The 17657-nt window shown below is 35.0% G+C and carries 15 protein-coding genes; 5 read left to right on the top strand and 10 right to left on the bottom strand.

Annotation, left to right across the window (positions count from 1 at the left end):
- Nucleotides 1-63: 63 nt before the first annotated feature.
- Both MHH96_RS23070 and dnaE read right to left on the bottom strand, forming a co-directional pair.
- Nucleotides 64-684 carry a FadR/GntR family transcriptional regulator gene (locus MHH96_RS23070; RefSeq protein ID WP_082138306.1) on the bottom strand — a complete coding sequence of 207 codons (621 nt, stop codon included), beginning with the start codon at nt 682-684 and terminating at the stop codon, nt 64-66.
- Between the two features lie 157 nt (nt 685-841).
- On the bottom strand, nt 842-4204 hold the full coding sequence (dnaE, locus tag MHH96_RS23075; RefSeq protein ID WP_047941857.1) for a DNA polymerase III subunit alpha: 3363 nt from the start codon (nt 4202-4204) through the stop codon (nt 842-844).
- A gap of 460 nt (nt 4205-4664) precedes the next feature.
- Here dnaE and MHH96_RS23080 point away from each other — a divergent pair, with 460 nt between their 5' ends.
- Both MHH96_RS23080 and ytrI read left to right on the top strand, forming a co-directional pair.
- Nucleotides 4665-4997 carry a YtrH family sporulation protein gene (locus tag MHH96_RS23080; protein ID WP_016202788.1) on the top strand — a complete coding sequence of 111 codons (333 nt, stop codon included), beginning with the start codon at nt 4665-4667 and terminating at the stop codon, nt 4995-4997.
- Nucleotides 4998-5507 carry a sporulation membrane protein YtrI gene (gene ytrI / locus MHH96_RS23085; protein WP_047941855.1) on the top strand — a complete coding sequence of 170 codons (510 nt, stop codon included), beginning with the start codon at nt 4998-5000 and terminating at the stop codon, nt 5505-5507.
- An 81-nt stretch (nt 5508-5588) separates the two neighbouring features.
- Here ytrI and MHH96_RS23090 read toward each other — a convergent pair whose 3' ends face one another.
- The 3 genes from MHH96_RS23090 to MHH96_RS23100 all read right to left on the bottom strand — a co-directional run bounded on the left by MHH96_RS23090 (nt 5589) and on the right by MHH96_RS23100 (nt 8658).
- Entirely contained in the window at nt 5589-6521 is a 933-nt protein-coding gene (locus MHH96_RS23090; protein WP_047941854.1) for a DHH family phosphoesterase, read from the bottom strand.
- Nucleotides 6522-6536: 15 nt separating this feature from the next.
- Nucleotides 6537-7856, bottom strand: a complete 1320-nt coding sequence (locus MHH96_RS23095; protein WP_047941853.1) for a CBS domain-containing protein — start codon at nt 7854-7856, stop codon at nt 6537-6539.
- Between the two features lie 556 nt (nt 7857-8412).
- Nucleotides 8413-8658 carry a hypothetical protein gene (locus MHH96_RS23100; RefSeq protein ID WP_047941852.1) on the bottom strand — a complete coding sequence of 82 codons (246 nt, stop codon included), beginning with the start codon at nt 8656-8658 and terminating at the stop codon, nt 8413-8415.
- A gap of 228 nt (nt 8659-8886) precedes the next feature.
- Between MHH96_RS23100 and MHH96_RS23105 the strand changes: the two genes are divergently transcribed.
- Nucleotides 8887-9987, top strand: coding sequence for a M24 family metallopeptidase (locus MHH96_RS23105; protein WP_082138305.1), 1101 nt, complete (start codon nt 8887-8889; stop codon nt 9985-9987).
- A 260-nt stretch (nt 9988-10247) separates the two neighbouring features.
- A complete protein-coding gene (locus MHH96_RS23110; RefSeq protein ID WP_047941851.1) occupies nt 10248-10859 on the top strand; it encodes a cupin domain-containing protein in 612 nt (203 codons plus the stop codon).
- Between the two features lie 254 nt (nt 10860-11113).
- Here MHH96_RS23110 and MHH96_RS23115 read toward each other — a convergent pair whose 3' ends face one another.
- Complete coding sequence (locus tag MHH96_RS23115; RefSeq protein WP_156485418.1) at nt 11114-11260, bottom strand: hypothetical protein; 147 nt, start codon at nt 11258-11260, stop codon at nt 11114-11116.
- 109 nt (nt 11261-11369) lie between these two features.
- Here MHH96_RS23115 and MHH96_RS23120 point away from each other — a divergent pair, with 109 nt between their 5' ends.
- A complete protein-coding gene (locus tag MHH96_RS23120) occupies nt 11370-11816 on the top strand; it encodes a universal stress protein (protein WP_047941850.1) in 447 nt (148 codons plus the stop codon).
- Nucleotides 11817-11883: 67 nt separating this feature from the next.
- Here MHH96_RS23120 and argH read toward each other — a convergent pair whose 3' ends face one another.
- From argH to helD, 4 genes are all read right to left on the bottom strand, one after another.
- On the bottom strand, nt 11884-13275 hold the full coding sequence (gene argH, locus MHH96_RS23125) for an argininosuccinate lyase (protein WP_047941849.1): 1392 nt from the start codon (nt 13273-13275) through the stop codon (nt 11884-11886).
- A complete protein-coding gene (locus MHH96_RS23130; RefSeq protein ID WP_047941848.1) occupies nt 13272-14480 on the bottom strand; it encodes an argininosuccinate synthase in 1209 nt (402 codons plus the stop codon). Before MHH96_RS23130 ends, argH begins: the two co-directional genes overlap by 4 nt.
- A 321-nt stretch (nt 14481-14801) precedes the next feature.
- The gene (locus MHH96_RS23135; protein WP_047941847.1) at nt 14802-15308 is read right to left on the bottom strand and encodes a MogA/MoaB family molybdenum cofactor biosynthesis protein; all 507 of its coding nucleotides are present in this window, start codon (nt 15306-15308) and stop codon (nt 14802-14804) included.
- Nucleotides 15301-17622, bottom strand: coding sequence for an RNA polymerase recycling motor HelD (helD, locus tag MHH96_RS23140; RefSeq protein WP_047942139.1), 2322 nt, complete (start codon nt 17620-17622; stop codon nt 15301-15303). Before helD ends, MHH96_RS23135 begins: the two co-directional genes overlap by 8 nt.
- Nucleotides 17623-17657: the final 35 nt, after the last annotated feature.

Here is a 17657-nt window from a genome sequence, read left to right on the forward strand (position 1 = left end):
AACCTCCCCATAAGTAACAATTTAGATTTGAATCGGATTCCTATCATTTCCAAGCACCAATAATCAGTTAAAATTATTGTAATTACTAAATACACTCCATAATTGCATTTGATTCTTTTTTTTTAATGAATCTAAAAGAAGGAGGTAATCCTCCCTCTTCCATTCTTTCGCAGGAATTGTTAGTGAATGATAATAGTCATTTAAAATAGTCCATAAACGATGGACCAAGAAATTATCAGCTATTTTAATGATTTGAAAGAAAAACTCACTTTCTGATATTTCTCGTTCATTTACCAACTGTTTTAAATGTGCCAATTCATCTTCTGTAATTTTTTCCATGGCAATATATAGAGCATTTAATTGAATATAGTTCTTTGTTTCCAAAACGTCTTGTTTTGCTTTATCATTCTGCAATATAAAAGTACTGATCAATTCTACTAATTTATGACCTTGAAAATCACGAAGAAAGGTTCCTTCCCCTTTTCTTGTTTCAATCAACCCAAGCAGCTCTAATGCTCTCAGAGCTTCCCTGATGGATGATCTGCCTGCATGCAGGGTTTCACTCAATACTCGTTCAGAGGGAAGCTTGTCCCCTGGTTTCAGGCCGTTTTGATCAATCATTTCTCGTAAATGATTCACGATATCCACATATAATTTGGATTCCTTTGAAGATGATTCATTCACCTTATGTCATCACTCACTTCTTTCTTGCCTTTTTTGGCAATGTTTTAAGAAAATAAATAAAGTATAAGTACAAAATATCCAATCCAAAAATTTAGGCTAAGTGGTCTGACCAGTCAGCTTATTAAACAATATAACAACTTTTTAAAGTTGTAAAGTTTTATTCGGATAAGAAAACGCGATTAGCACCTAGTAAAGTAGATAATTCAGCGATACATTCCTTACTTGGTGAAATTTTATATTCTTCGTTTAAAACGATGTTTTTTCCTGTTTCCTCATAATGAATAATAACTGGAGTAGTTCCCGGGAATTTTCTCATAACCGCCAGTAACTCTAATCTTTGGTTCATCATATGCTTCTCATTCATCACTTTAATAAACAACTTATGTTCCTTTTTAGAAAGTGACTGGACAATCGTCCTCATCGATTCAACTAATTGAATAACAAATTGTTTACTGCCGTTTCTTTCTTCACATTTCCCTTCTAAATATACGATTTCACCCGAGTTAAGCAGACTTTGATATTTCTTAAAAATAGTTGGAAATATAACACCTTGCATTTCTCCGCTCTGATCACTCAGCTGGATAAATGCCATCGGCTCCCCTTTTTTAGTGCGAATGATATTTATTTCTGTTATATAGACAATGCTTTTATGTTTTTTTCCTACTTCCATTCCATTAATAGCAATGGTTTGCAAAGTTGCTTGATACGGCTTATAGATAGACACAGGATGGTCTGATAAGTAAAATCCTAAGGCATCTTTTTCTAAAGCTAATTTATCTTCCACTCTGAGTGGTTCTACTTCTACATATTTCGGTTTAAAAAAGAAATCATCCTCACTAAATAAATCATTTTGCTCTTCATCCTCTGGATGAACTAATTGGGCGTGCTGTATGGCTACATCAATAGATGCCAGCAAAATAGCACGATCTACTCCGAATTCATCGAAGCTTCCGGAATAAATAAGCATTTCCAAGACTCTTCTGTTAACCGTCTTCGGGGAAACTCGTATACAAAAATCAAACAAATCTTCAAATTTTTTCTGACTTCTCGCCTTTAATATTTCTCTTAATACATTTCCGCCAATACCTTTTATGCCTGCTAAGCTATAACGGATTTTATTCTTTTCTACACGGAAAAAGTAATTACTTTGATTAATAGAAGGCGGAGTCAGTTCAATATTCATCTGTTTTAACTCTTGAATATACTGAATTATTTTCCCTGTGTTTCCAAGGGAAGATGTTAATAGTGCCGCCATAAAATACAGGGGGTAGTTTGCTTTTAAATAGGCAAGCTGATAAGCAATCATACTATATGCTACTGCATGACTTCTATTAAAACCATAGTTGGCAAAACGCACAATTAACTCATATATTTCATTCGCTGTTTTTTCATGATATCCTTTTCTTTCTGCTCCTTTTACAAAATGAATTCTTTCTTTTTCCAGAATTTCCTTTTGTTTCTTACTCACAGCTCGTCTTAACAAATCCGCCTCTCCTAGTGAGAACCCAGCCATTTTAGAAGCGATTTGCATAATTTGCTCTTGATAAACAATCACTCCATAGGTGCTCTTTAGTATCTCTTCTAAATCAGGATGATAATAGTTTATCGATTCTTTGCCATGTTTTCTATTGATGTAATGCGGTATATTCTCCATAGGTCCAGGACGGTAAAGCGCATTAACAGCTACAATATCTTCAAAATTAGTTGGCTGTAACCTCTTTAATACATTGCGCATTCCTTCTGATTCCAATTGAAAGATCCCTGTTGTATCTCCTCTACTTAATAGCTTGAAAACATTTGGGTCATCAATTGGTATTTTTCTTATATCTATTCTTTTCTTTGTTGCTTTATAAAGCATATCAAGAATAGCTTCAATAAAAGAAAGATTTCTTAAACCAAGAAAATCCATTTTCAATAAGCCAAGTTCCTCTAAATATTCCATGCTATACTGTGTTAAATAAATATCGTCATGACCACCTTGAATCGGAATAATATCAACAAGGGGCTGTTGACTAAGAACCACGCCGGCAGCATGGGTTGATGTATGCCTTGGAAGCCCTTCGATTTTACATGCAGTATCAAATAGTTTTTGATTTCGAGGAGATGATTCAACAAATTGCTGCAAACGGATGGATTCTTGATAGCTTTGTTTGAGATTAACACCTAGTTTAGATGGGATCATTCTTGACAGTTCATCCAACTCTTTAACAGATAAGCCAAAGGCTCGCCCAACATCACGCAAAGCTGCTTTAGCAGCAAGCGTACCAAAGGTAATAATTTGCGCAACATGCAGCTCTCCATATTTATTTTTCACATATGAAATAACTTTATCCCGCTTATTATCAGGAAAATCAATATCGATATCTGGCATGGAAATTCTCTCTGGATTTAAAAATCTTTCAAAAAGCAATTGATATTTAATAGGATCTATATCTGTAATATGTAAAACATAGGCAACGATTGATCCCGCAGCTGACCCCCTTCCAGGACCTGTTAGAATTCCGTTCTCTCGCGCAAACTTCATAAAATCCCAAACAATTAAGAAATAGTCACTATAATTCATTCTCCCAATGATGTCCAATTCATATTCCAACCGTGCTGTGTGTTCTGGAGAAGGATGAGAATATCTGTCATTTAAACCAGCCATACATAATTCTCTTAAATAACTAAGAGCATTTTTTCCTGCAGGTACAGTATATTTAGGTAAGGTAGCAAGTATGCCATTCATTTCAATCTGACAAGACTCTCCTACCTTCCATGTGTTTTCCAGAATATCTGGTTGATCATTGAATAATGTAATCATTTCTTCTTTGTTTTTTAGATAATGCTGATTAGAACTCCATTCATCTTGCTCTATATCGGAAAGCTTCTCCCCATTTTTGATTGCCTTTAAGCATTCATAAGCAAAATGGTCCTCCTCCTCCAGGTAAAATACATTATTTGTTGCTACCAGCTTGACTTTTTCTTCAGAAGCTAATCTGAGTAACTTTTCATTTAGTGCATCTTCCACCGCAATGCCGTGTCTTTGAATAGATAAAAAGCATTGACCAGGTTCAAAAATGGACTTCCATAGCATTAATGTATTTCTTGCTGATTCCGTATCATCCCTCAGTAAATTTTGTTCAATCTCCCCATCAAATCCAGGTGAGATTGCAACGAGACCTTTAGCATAATGCTTTAACCATTTCACAGGAATTCCCTGTGGATTTTTTGTTTGAACAGCACTCGTAATTTTCAATAAATTTTTAAATCCTAGACTAGTTCTAGCTAATAAGACCAATGGATAAACATTATCTTCTTCCCATTCACTTATTACATCTACTGTTAGTCCGATAATCGGTTTTATCCCTTGCTTTAATGATTCTTTATAAAAAGAAGCTGCACCATACATCACATTGCGATCTGTTAAAGCAATAGAACGATAGCCATGCTTTTTAGCATTTGTAACTAACTCTTTTATCGAAAGCGTGCTAGATAAAAGGCTATATGCACTAGATACTTGAAGATGTATAAAAGACATAAATTAATTCACCACTTTTCTTAAAAAATTTTTTTCCTTATAACAAAAAAATATATAAAAATGCTAGAGAAGATGTCATTTTTGCTTTATTTACAAACCTTTTTACCACTTTAAAGGCTATTCCCTTAAAAAAGCAATCATTGTTATTCTATCTTATTAGTTTGCCTCAAAATAAAAGACTTTTTCCTTTCATTATAGATGTTCACAGCAAAAAAAGAAAATATGTTCTCTTTATTAAGGAATGACGTGAAACTTCAACACTTGTATAATCGACCTTTAAATTCATTCATAAATGCAATAGATTGTCCATAATAATAAGAAGAAGAATAGAAGATTACAAGATATGAGAAAAATATACAACCGTGAGAATAAATATTTTGCTCTATGGAGAAGACTTCATTCTATTTGATTTATTGCCTGCTTAGAAACAAAAACTAATAAAAGTTAGAGAGGTAAACGTATGAATCAACAACCATTCTTCCCTACCTTCATCGAAAGCTACTTTATTGCCTTAGGGGTTATTTTAGGAGGCGCACTTTTAGGTGGACTTGCTGCATTTCTAACCGGAAAACCACTCCTTACTGAAATCATACGCATTTCTGGAATCATCAAAATTTGGGCGATTGTTACAGCGATTGGCGGGACCTTTGATGCTATTGATACGATTGAAAAAGGAATCTATGATGCTGGCACAAAAGACCTATTCAAACAAATCTTATTAATCGTTTCTGCTTTCGGAGGAGCTCATACAGGCATTACAATTATTAAGTGGATTACACAGGAGTATATATAAATGAGAATTCCACCATATTATAAAAATCAGGCTGTACAACGTTTTTTTGCCGGAATGGTTATCGGTGGAGTAATCAGTTGGTGTATTTTTGTCTTTATTTTCGGTGTATGGCAGGAACGATATAGCTCGGAAATTAAAACACAAAAAGCAACTATTGAGGATTTAGAAAGAGAGAAAAAAATATGGCAAGAGGAATTTGCTGCACAAAATAAAACGACCGAAGAAAAGCTGACAGTGGAGGATATCGTTGTAAAGATAAACAATACAGATAAAGAAAAATATGATATTAAACCCTTTAATGCCTTAGAAATGGAAGATGCCATTAAAGAAGATTTATCGACCATTATTGCAAAAGACCTCGATATGGTCTATAAAAGTCGCGCACTGTTAAAAAAGTCGATTGAAAACAAAGTAGTTGTTTCCGATAAAAAGCGTTATAAATTTAAAGTAACAGAGTTGATTATTTATACAACGGTTCATGTCGAATTAAGAGTCACCTTTGGCGATTAAAAAGAGGTGCAATCCATTATAACGTAACGGATTGCACCCTTTTTCTTTCTTGTTGAATAATTAAGCCATAAGAAAACTACCTTATTTACAAACTGCTTCTAAATCCTTCACTACTTTACAGGCATCCTCCCATTGATTAATGGTTGCGCCTGAGGCCATTGGATGTCCTCCACCATTATATTTTTTTGCAATTCCATTAATAACTGGTCCTTTTGAACGCAATCTTACACGAATTTGATCTGCTTCTTCAATAAAAAAGACCCATGCTTTTAAACCTTTTACACTCCCTAGACTGCTAACAAGTAACGATGCCTCTGCAGGAGTTGCCTGAAATTGAGCTAATATTTCCTTATTGAGCTTCATACTTGCTACTCCATTTGCATGAACTTGAAAATTTTGCAGAACATAGCCACTCAGCTTGACAATATGGGGATCGAGTTCATACATTTGGTCATACATTTCTGTGCGCGAAAAAGAATATTTGATTAATTCTCCGGCATAAAGAAATGTTTTTTCCGATGTACTTGGATATAGAAATCTCCCAGTATCTCCAACAATTCCCGCATATAGCAGCCTTGCAGCCTCATCACTCATCTTTAGCCCCTGATCTTCTCCAAACAAATAAAACTCATAGATCAACTCACTTGTCGAACTAGCTGCAGTCTCTACCCAAACTATATCGCCATATGCATCATCATTTGGATGATGGTCGATCTTTATTAGCATTTTCCCAGTCAGATAGCGCTGGTCACATACTCTTTCTTGATTAGCTGTATCACATACAATGACCAGCGCATCAGCATAGGTGCTGTCATCAATGACATCGAGTCTTCGTAAAAAGTTTAAGGAAGCTTCTTCTTTTCCTACCGTATAGACGTTTTTATCGGGATAAGAAGTTTTTATAATTTCTGCTAATCCACCTTGCGATCCATATGCATCTGGATCTGGACGGACATGTCTATGAATAATGATAGTATTAAAGGCTCTTATCGCATCTAGTATTTTCTGTTTCATTTATTTCTCCTTTCATTAATGACGATCGATTAATTGACACATCATCATCGCTTTTCCAACAAGTACTCCGTGGTTAAAAACTTCTACATCGACTTTCCCAAATTTTCGTCCAACTTCTAAAATTTTGGGAACTATTTCAATAACACTATCCATTTGAACTGGCTTGATAAAATAGATGGTCATATTTTCGACAACTAAATCACCTTTTTTAAACCCTCTAAGTACTCTGTTCGCCGCTTCGGAAACAATCGTTGTAAACACCCCATAAGATATGGTCCCTAAGTGATTCGTCATCTGCGGAGTTACTTCACAGGAAAAGGCTGTTTCCCCTTTGTTTTTTCCTTTAGTCAACAAGACATGCTTTGTGACAATATCATCAATCGTTTCGCCAATTTGAGGCTGTCTTTGGTTCATTTGCAGCGCTTTTAATACATCTTGTCTACTAATAATCCCTTCTAGCTTGTTTGCTTCATCTACAACTGGCAAGACTTCAATTCCTTCCCATACCATCATATGCGAACAAGAAGCAACACTTGTTTTGCCACTAACCGTCATTGGGTGTTTTGTCATGACTTTATCGATCGTCATATCCATCGATTTTCCAATGATATCCTTTGATGTAATCATCCCTTGTACTTTTAAACTATGATCCACTACTGGGAACCGACCGTGTAACGTTTCTTTATTATATTTATGCCACAAAGCAACATCATCCGTTGTCTTTAAGTAAATCGTTTCTTTAAGCGGTGTTAAAATATCTTCTACTAAAACAATTTCTTTTTTTATGAGCTGATCATAGATTGCCCGGTTTATCATCGTTGCAACAGTAAATGTATCATAGCTTGTTGAAATAATCGGGAGCTGCAAATCGTCTGCTAAACGTTTCACATGTTCCTCTGTATCGAAGCCACCTGTAATTAAAACCGCAGCACCAGCTTTTAATACATGTTCATGTGCCCGCACACGGTTCCCTATAATCAAGAGATTTCCAGGACCTGTATAACGCATCATTGCATCTAATTTCATTGCCCCAATAACAAAACGATTTAAGGTTTTATGTAAACCAGCTCTCCCACCAAGAACTTGTCCATCCACAATATTAACTACTTCTGCATAGGTTAACTTCTCAATATTTTCTTTCTTCTTTCGTTCAATTCTAATTGTACCAACTCTTTCAATGGTACTTACATACCCTTTATTCTCTGCTTCTTTTATCGCTCTATAAGCTGTTCCTTCACTTACATTTAATGCTTTCGCAATTTGTCGAACAGAAATCTTTTCTCCTACTTGTAATTCATCAATATAATTTAATATTTGCTCATGTTTTGTAGCCAAATTACCACCCTCTTTTAAGAAAAGCACACTGCTTCTCGCAGACAAACTTAGAAAATTCTATTGGTTAAACTCTCTCGTTTGTTCTATGCGAAAACTGCCTGTACTAGACATTTTCATACCATTTATTTCTATTACAATTTATCCATCTATGTTTCAATAGTTTTCGGCTAACTATTAATTTCTTTCATTTAAAGCTGCCTTCTTTAATATCTATGATTTCCCTAGGTAAAAAATCTATTGAAAAAAGCTTGTATATCTTTATTATAGAGTGAACTACTAGGGTATTCAATGAATTCTCTGTTAATCGCCATTAAAACATTCAGTCATTTTGTTTTTTGAGTGGAGTATGTCTTTTGTGGACATCTTTATTTCTTATTAAAATATTACATGCTAAAAGGGCTGGAAGAAAATAATTCCAGCCGTAAATAAATCGAACCACATTATACGGATATCGGCAATAAAGACCCGCATAATCATTTACCAGCATACGGACCCTTATTTATTGATAACGGGAGATAGATTTTCGTTTTAGTTCTATCTCTCTCCTCTTTTCATCTTATTGGTAATAATAGATTTTCTTCTTTTTCTGTGCTTTACTATAGGACCTTTTGGCTGGTCGTGGTTTTTTAGGGGTATATAGTAATGCAGTTAAATTTCCCGCTACTACCATTAAGGCAAAGGCTAGCCATGTAACCGAAAATATTCCTTCAGCCCCGTTACTGAAGGGAGAAAGTCTTGGCATTCCATAATATAAAAGGACACCACATAATAATATACATAGTAAATATCTATTCTTATTCATAGTCGCTAAAACCTCCTTGATACTATCCTATGCGGACAAGGACAAAAAAAGTATTTAAAAATTAGCTAAAGCATCTGATCACACAGAAAGTTTCGTAAGTCTAAATATTTACATACACGACTTATGTTGATAATCTTATAGGATAAGAATAATATTTAACTGGTCCTACAATATAAGGAAATGGAAAAAAGTATAGACTTGTTAAGAAACACTTGGAGGTAGGTTGAATTGGAAAAAAAAATAGCGTCTCTAGCAAATTGGATGAAGCAGGAAGAAATTGATTTCACTTTTTTAACTTCTACAGATAATATTTTCTATTTTAGCGGATTCTATAGTGATCCACATGAAAGATTATTGGCTTTGATTGTCTTCCCAGAAAACGATCCGATATTAGTTTGTCCTGCAATGGAAACAAATGATGCTAAAAATGCCGGGTGGAGCTATGATATCATCGGCTATAGTGATACAGAAAATCCATGGGAGGCTATTCAAAGTATGGTTCAAAGCCGTACAAACCGTACAACAAAAGTAGCTCTTGAAATAGATCACATGAATGTGGCAAGATATCAGGCACTTCAAACGTCATTTCCAAACATTGAAGGATATGTTTCAGCAGAAGAAAAAATTAATACTTTGCGCATGATAAAAACATCAGATGAATTAGCTAAGATAAAAGAAGCTTGTAAATGGGCTGATTTCGCTATAGAAATAGGCTGTAATGAAATAGCAGAAGGCAAATCTGAAATGGAAATTCTAGCTGCAATTGAATATGAATTGAAGAAAAAAGGAATTGGTAAGATGTCCTTTTCAACCATGGTTTTAACTGGTGTGAACGGCGCTTCCCCTCATGGTAATCCAGGAGAGACAAAAATCAAAAAAGGAGACCTAGTATTATTTGACTTAGGGGTTGTTGTTGATGGATATTGTTCCGATATAACCAGAACAGTGGCATTTGGCGACATTAATGATAAGCAAAAGGATATTTATGATACAGTTTTAAAAGCTCAGCTTACAGCGATTGAAGCCTCTAAGCCAGGCGTTTCTTGTGCTACTGTTGATCTAGCTGCTCGAAACACAATAAGAGAAGCAGGTTATGGCGAGTTTTTCCCTCACCGTTTAGGGCATGGATTAGGGATTAGTGTTCATGAATTCCCTTCCTTAACTGAAACAAATTCCCTAGTTTTACAAGAAGGTATGGTATATACAATCGAGCCGGGAATTTATGTACCGAATGTTGCAGGAGTTCGGATAGAAGATGATGTTTATGTTACAAAAGATGGAGTGGAGATTTTAACTAAATTTCCGAAAGAGCTTCAAATTATTCAATAAATGGTAAACAAGAAAATCCGCCTGTTTTTTAATATCTGTCATGCGGATGTTAACCACAAACCTGTTTTCTAAATAACCCCAACGATAATTCGGAGTTTCCCCTAGCATCTCCGTATAATCGTTGGGGTTTATATGTGAATGAAATACTCATGCCCCCAAAAAAACGAATCTATTATCTTCTCTTTTAATGTACTTGCACCTAAATTTATATTTTACATAAGATACCTAAACTTAAAAAGGAATAAATGGGGGAGAAGAGAATGGTTAAATATGTAGATTATACAGATCCAAAAATCCAATACCATTTTGATGTAAATAAAAGTAATTTTTTCACAAGAGATAGTCATAACTATATTAATGTTTTAGGAGAACAACAGTTAAATTCGTTAGAGAATGTGTCATTGCTAGATATCTATTTAAGCAGAGATATTGTAGTTGAACCACATATTCACCAAAATGCGGCAGAGCTCGTATACTGCATTTCCGGTTCTGCTACTGTTTCACTATTAAATCCTTTTACAAAAAAAATCCTAAACTATACCATTACGCCTGGCCAAGTAGCTAATGTTCCCCAAGGCTGGTGGCATTATGAAATCGCAAATACAAATAAGACACATTTATTAGCTATATTCAATGCACCTACACCTGAAGCAATCTTTGGCTCTGATTTACTTCGTCTAACTCCTCCAGACTTAATGGCACATACTTATTCATTGGATCTTCATAAGTGGAAATCCACCATCTCTCCCATTAATAAAACAACAATTCTTGGCCCAGTGATTAGTAGAAATAGTTCTAGTCAAAATTATTATGCAGACGCCCCTTATCCTCAGCCTATCTACCAGCCTTACTACATTCCAAGAAATTACTAACAAGTTGAGTGCAGATGATGGATTAAAAATTAGGGCAGTTATTTATTTAAAAAGGACGATTTGTTTTGCAACAGTACTCACAGGCTAAATGGTATATATTGCTTTCCACCAGGAGAGCGTTGAGGGAGGTTCAGCCTCCTCCATTCAGCCGCAGGTCATAGTAACTTAAAACTAGTTTATCTTAAATGATAGGTGGAATTAGTTATTATTCGCCTATCAGTTAAGGCTCAGGCTCTTCCTACAGTCTTTTTTGTTTAGTCCTTTATTTGTTTCTGCTCTTTATCCAAGAAGGCATCAACCGCACCGTCGTTATAGGATTCCATCACTTGGGCAGTTACTTCTTCGCTTCCTTTTTCATCAAATTGAAAATCATTCTGTATACTTTCATTTTGTTTGTGCATCTCTATTCCTTCCTTTCTTATTTTTCCCCCTATTATTTGATTGAAAAGTTAAACTTATGCATGAATTGGGTATATAATAGAAGTAGATAAACTTAAGGAGTGAATGCTTATGAACGTAAACTATCAAAACATTATTGTGGCAGTAGATGGTTCTGACGAGGCTGATAACGCTATAAAGAAAGCGATTTCAATCGCAAAAGAAAATAATGCTAGACTTGTCATTGCCCATGTTATTGATACGAGATCTTTTGCAACAGTAGCTGCGTACGATCAATCCATTGCAGCTAAATCAGATGAATTCGCAAATGAGCTCTTAGATAAATATATTGTTCAAGCAACTGCAGCAGGAATTGAGAATGTTGTAAAGGCAATTGAATTCGGTTCTCCAAGAGCAGTAGTTCCTCGAGAAATTGCGACAAAGTACAAAGCTGATTTAATTGTGTGTGGAGCGACAGGTTTAAATGCCGTTGAGAGATTTATTATCGGCAGTGTCTCTGAAGGAATTACCAGAAATGCTCCTTGTGATGTTTTAATTGTTAGAAGCAGTGATCAATAGAAATAAAAAGAAGAAAATTCTATTATTGAAAGCAGTGTTTGCAATCAAATAATAGAATTTTCTTCATTTACTTCACTTCTTCTTTTTCCCAAACGCAAAGCTTTGCTTTTTCAATCGCCTGCTTTATTTGGGTAAATCCAGTTCCGCCAGCACTATTTCGTCTTTCAACTGCCGTTCTGGGATTCAATACATGGTAGATATCCTGTTCAAATAAGCTGCTCGCCGCTTGTAGTTCTGTAATACTTAAATCCTGCAAATAACATTTTTTATTCACACAGTATAGAACCAATTTCCCTACTACTTCATGTGCCTCTCTGAATGGCATCCCTTTTTCTGATAAATAATCAGCTAATTCTGTAGCATTAGAAAAGTCATTTTTCGTGGCATTTTCCATTCCTTGCTCATTAACCTTCATTGTTTGAATCATACCAGCAAAAATGCGCAAAGAGCCAACCACCGTTTTTACGGTATCAAACATCCCTTCTTTATCTTCCTGCATATCTTTATTGTATGCTAAAGGCAAACCTTTCAATACAGTTAACAAGCCCATTAAATTTCCATAAACCCGTCCGGTTTTTCCTCGGATTAATTCAGCCATATCTGGATTTTTCTTTTGGGGCATAATGCTGCTTCCCGTGGAAAAACTATCGTCTAATTCAATAAATTTAAATTCTTGAGAAGACCAAAGAATAATTTCTTCACTAAAGCGCGATAGATGCATCATTAAAATAGAACTAGTCGATAGAAATTCTAGAATAAAGTCACGATCGCTTACTGCATCCATACTATTTTCATAAATGGAATCAAAGCCAAGTAAGTCAGCACTATAGGAACGATCAATAGGAAAGGTTGTTCCTGCTAAAGCACCTGCACCTAGTGGTGATACATTAATTCTCGTTACATTTTCCTGATATCGCTGTTTGTCTCTTTCAAACATCCAGAAATACGCCATTAAATGATGCGCAAAAGAGATAGGCTGGGCACGCTGAAGATGTGTATAACCAGGCATTACTGTTTCAATATGATGTTCTGCCTTTTCCAGCAACGAGCTTTGCAGCTCATTCAATAATTGGATAATTTGTTTCACTTGTTTTCGCAGGTAAAGATGCATATCTGTTGCAACCTGATCATTTCTACTTCTACCAGTATGGAGCTTCCCACCTACAGGACCAATTAAATCCGTTAATTTACTTTCTAAATTAAGATGGATATCTTCTAGTTTTACAGAAAAAGATAATTCATCCTTTTCTGCTTGCTTTTTTAGAGTAAGTAATCCATTTTTGATTTTCTCTGCCTCTGCTACTGACAATATCCCTGTCTTAGAGAGCATTTCCACATGGGCAATGCTCCCTTCTATATCTTCTAACACTAGTTCTTGATCAAAGGAAATGGACGCCCCAAATTCATCTACCCATTCCTCGGCAGATTTTGTAAATCTGCCTCCCCATAACTTCTTCACACAGACACCTTCTTGTCGTTTTCCACAATGCTTTGAACCTTTGTAGGAAGTCCCCAAAGTTTAATGAAGCCAACCGCTGCTGCATGATCAAACTCATCGTCGGAAGTATACGTAGCAAGTTTTTCATCATATAAAGAATACGGTGATTTTCTTCCTTCTACAATCGCATGCCCTTTAAATAGTTTCACGCGAACCGTTCCTGTCACGTTTTTCTGGGTTTCTTGCAAGAAAGCTTGCAATGCTTTTGTAATTGGAGAGAACCAAAGTCCCTCATAAATAACTTCTGTGATTTTCTTTTCGATAACTGGTTTAAAATGAGCTACTTCTTTTACAAGCGTAATATCTTCTAATTCTTTATGTGCTTTCATCAATGTTAAAGCACCTGGACATTCATACACTTCTCTTGATTTAATTCCTACTAATCTATTTTCTACATGATCGATTCTACCCACACCATGTTTTCCAGCGATCTTATTTAACTCAAGAATTAGCGCAGATAAAGAATAAGTAATACCATCTATGCTGACAGGAACACCTTCCTTAAATTCAATTTCAATAATATCTGCTTGATCAGGAGCATTTTCGAGACTTACCGTTAAGTCATACGCTTCTTCTGGAGGGGCAGCCCAAGGATCTTCTAAAATTCCACATTCATTGCTTCTTCCCCATAGATTTTGGTCTATAGAAAATGGACTATCCAAGTTAACCGGGATGGGAATATTTTTTTCTTTTGCATAAGCAATTTCTTCTTCACGAGACCATCCCCACTCACGGACTGGTGCTAATACTTTTAAATTAGGATTTAATGCTTGGATAGATACTTCAAAACGCACTTGGTCATTTCCTTTTCCCGTACATCCATGTGCGACCGCAACAGCATTTTCTTTTTCTGCAACTTCTACTAATTTTTTGGAAATTAAAGGTCTTGATAATGCAGAAACAAGGGGATACTTTCCTTCATAAAGGGTATGTGCCTGCATAGCAGTAAGTGCAAAATCCTGTGCGAATTCTTCTTTTGCATCGATGACATAAGATTGAACTGCACCAACCGAAAGTGCTTTTTGTTGTATAAAGTTCAAATCCTTTCCTTCACCAACATCTAAGCAGCAAGCTACTACATCATAACCTTGATCCTGTAACCATTTTATTGCTACAGATGTATCTAATCCTCCTGAATATGCTAAGACTACTTTTGGATTTGCCATTACCTAATTCCTCCTATATGCGAATAAATATTCATTTATTTATATTTTTATTCAAAAACTATATGTATCACTTTAACAACTTTCCCTAATAATTTCAATAGAATTTTTATAAAAATTTAAATAATTTTATTTTTATACACACAAAAAGATAGGAAGTCTCAGTATACATCCTATTAATAAACTAATTATTTGTATCTATAAAAATAAACTTAATCTTTTATGCATTATTTTATACATTTCATTAGTAGATAAATTCTATTTTTATATATAAAAATAGGTCAATCCTTTTCTTTACTTGAAAAGTTATTGACCTTTTTATTATTATTTATGCAATTCGCTGACAACATGACTTAATTCAGGAAGGATTAATTTGTTCATCGCAAGCCGTACAGCACCTGTAGATCCTGGAGTACAAAAAATGACCGTATTATTAATCGTTCCAGCAATCGCTCTTGATAATATAGCACTAGAGCCTATATCTTCTGTATAGCTTAACATTCGAAACAGTTCTCCAAATCCATCTAATTCTTTTGTTAGGAGAGGTTTAATGGCTTCGATGGTAATATCCCTGGGTGAAATTCCTGTCCCTCCATTTAAGAGAATACAATTAATTTCAGCTGATTGTACCCCCGTCATTATTTCGTGTACAATTTGTTCTTTCTCATCCCTTACGATGACATACTTTTGTATAGAATGGTTTTCCTGTTCTAACAGATCAATCATCAATTTTCCGCTTTTATCATTTTCCTCAGATCTTGTATCACTAACGGTTATCACTTTACAGCCAACCTGTAAGTATTGATGCTTCGTATGGATTTGTTTATTCATATTCCCCACTCTTTCGCTCGTTTTCTTTCTCCACTGTAAAATATGCTTTATGTGCCTTATCCAATAATAACGTGGCTTTGTCGCGTGTAAATAAATGAAGGCGATGCATTGGTCTTGTCATTGCAACATATAAAAGCTTTAAATCTATTTCTTCTTGGGAAAAAGACTCATTTAACGTAAAAAGAAGAACTGCGTCAAATTCCAGTCCCTTGGAAAGGTAGCTTGGTACTATAATTAAATATTTCTTTTCAAGCTCTTCATTTTCTTGAAGAAATTGGACATTAGGCACTTTTCTTTTTTGCATCTCTTTCAATATTGCTCTACATTCTTCCTCTGTTTTACCAATAATAGCAATGGAGTGATAACCGTCATTATGCAGTCGATCTGCTACTTGAATCATTCTGTCAATCAATTCTTGTTTTTGCTCATATAAATGAACAGTCGGTTTTTCTCCATGGCGGACAACTGGTTTCACTTTGGGCAAATCTTCATTGACTAAATGCAAAATTTCATTTGCCAAAAACATAATTTCAATCGTAGTCCGGTAGCTTTTTTGCAAGGTCATATAATTCGCGCGCGGAAAAATAGTTTGCTGTAATGTCTGCCAGTTCTGTAATCCCCGATAGGAGTGAATCCCTTGTGCTAAATCTCCAACAAGGGTAAACATATCTGTTTCTAGTCCTGCTTTTAAGGCATATAGCTGAAATTCGCTATAATCCTGCACTTCATCAATGACAATATTCTTCGCTCGATATTCTTTATCTATGCCAAATATTTTATACTGCAAATAAAATAATGCCCCTAAGTCCTCGATTTCCACTTTCTTTTGTTTTAATATCTTTCGCTGGAAGGCAATCAAATAATCTAATTGCTTTTCTGTTAGCGAATCTTCCGTATATTTTCTAAGGAGCTCCTTATCCGCAAATAATCTGGAATAATACTCATATAAATCGGTTGTCTCCATTGTCTTCATATATCTTCTAACAGCAGTTGAAGCTTCTTTTTTTACAGTTGCTATTCTTTCTGCCTTCGTGTCTAGAAAATAGACAACTTTCTCTTTCCGCTTTGAATCTTCTTTTATCTTTAAGGCACGATCTAATGCATCTTCATACTTATCTTCCAACTTACTTAAAATTATTTTCTTTTTCCGTTTTAAATCAGCTTGTAAGATTCCCTTTATTTTCTCCTTCCGTTTGATTAAGGGAAGATAATCGTATTCCTTCTTAAATAAACGCTCCAGTTTCTTTGCTCCATATAACGGGAATTTTTCTACCCGAAAATCTTCTTTTGGACTCATTTCATTACATATATCCACTAAATATTTATCCATTACCTTTTTATATTCTAAAGATCCTTTATAACGGGAAAGCCACTTAACCAGTTCTTCTTGTTTGTTCTTATGATTTATAAATGTTAGTAATTTCTTATTTGACTGAATTACTTTCATTTTCTTTCCAATGCATAGTAAAACATAATCTAGGAATGTCGTTTGACGAATCTTCTCTACTCCCAAATCAGGCAGCGCTTGTGCAATATAACCGATGAACATATTATTTGGCGCAATAATCATTAATTGCTCAGGCTGAAAATATTTTGCATAGTTATAGATAAAATAGGATATTCGGTGTAAAGCAATAGTGGTCTTTCCACTTCCGGCCGCTCCTTGGACAATGATTGGCCGATTTAGATCTGCTCGAATTATTTCATTTTGTTCAGCTTGAATAGTTGAAATGATCTCTGTTAGTCGCTGGTCTGCTTTTCCAGCAAGAGATTGCTGCAATAATTCATCTGTTGTAGTTAAATCAATATCCTGATAATGAAGGAGCTCTCCTTTTTCAATTTTAAATTGTCTTTTTAATGATAAATGCCCTTCAATCGTTTCTTCATTCACTTCGTATGAAACTTCGCCCAATCGTCCATCGTAATAGACATTTGCAATTGGTGAACGCCAGTCTACAATTATTGGTTTTTGTGTGTCCTTTTCAAAAAGCGAAGTTTTTCCTAAATAATAGACATTCTTTTGGGATTTCCCTTTCATTTGATAATCAATCCGCGCAAAATAGGGAGTATCTAAAATACGTTTTAAAATACTTAACTCGGTTGTTGCAAGCTGTAAAAACTTACTATTCGTTAAATAGTTGATATAACTCAAACTACTGTCAAGCGCCTCTTCATTGCTTATGGATTCTCGCACATTTTCCTGTAATGTCCCTTGATTGATCTGCGCCTCATGCAAAACAATATTCATATAATTTTTCGTATATTCAAGTCTTTCCCTTTCCTGTTCCCATTCGTCTAATGAAAAGTCTTCCATAGTTTCCCCTTTCTCCATTTATAAGAAAATTTCCA

Source organism: Niallia sp. FSL K6-0212 (assembly GCF_038007605.1).
In the GTDB taxonomy this organism is placed as follows: Bacteria; Bacillota; Bacilli; order Bacillales; family Cytobacillaceae; genus Niallia; species Niallia circulans.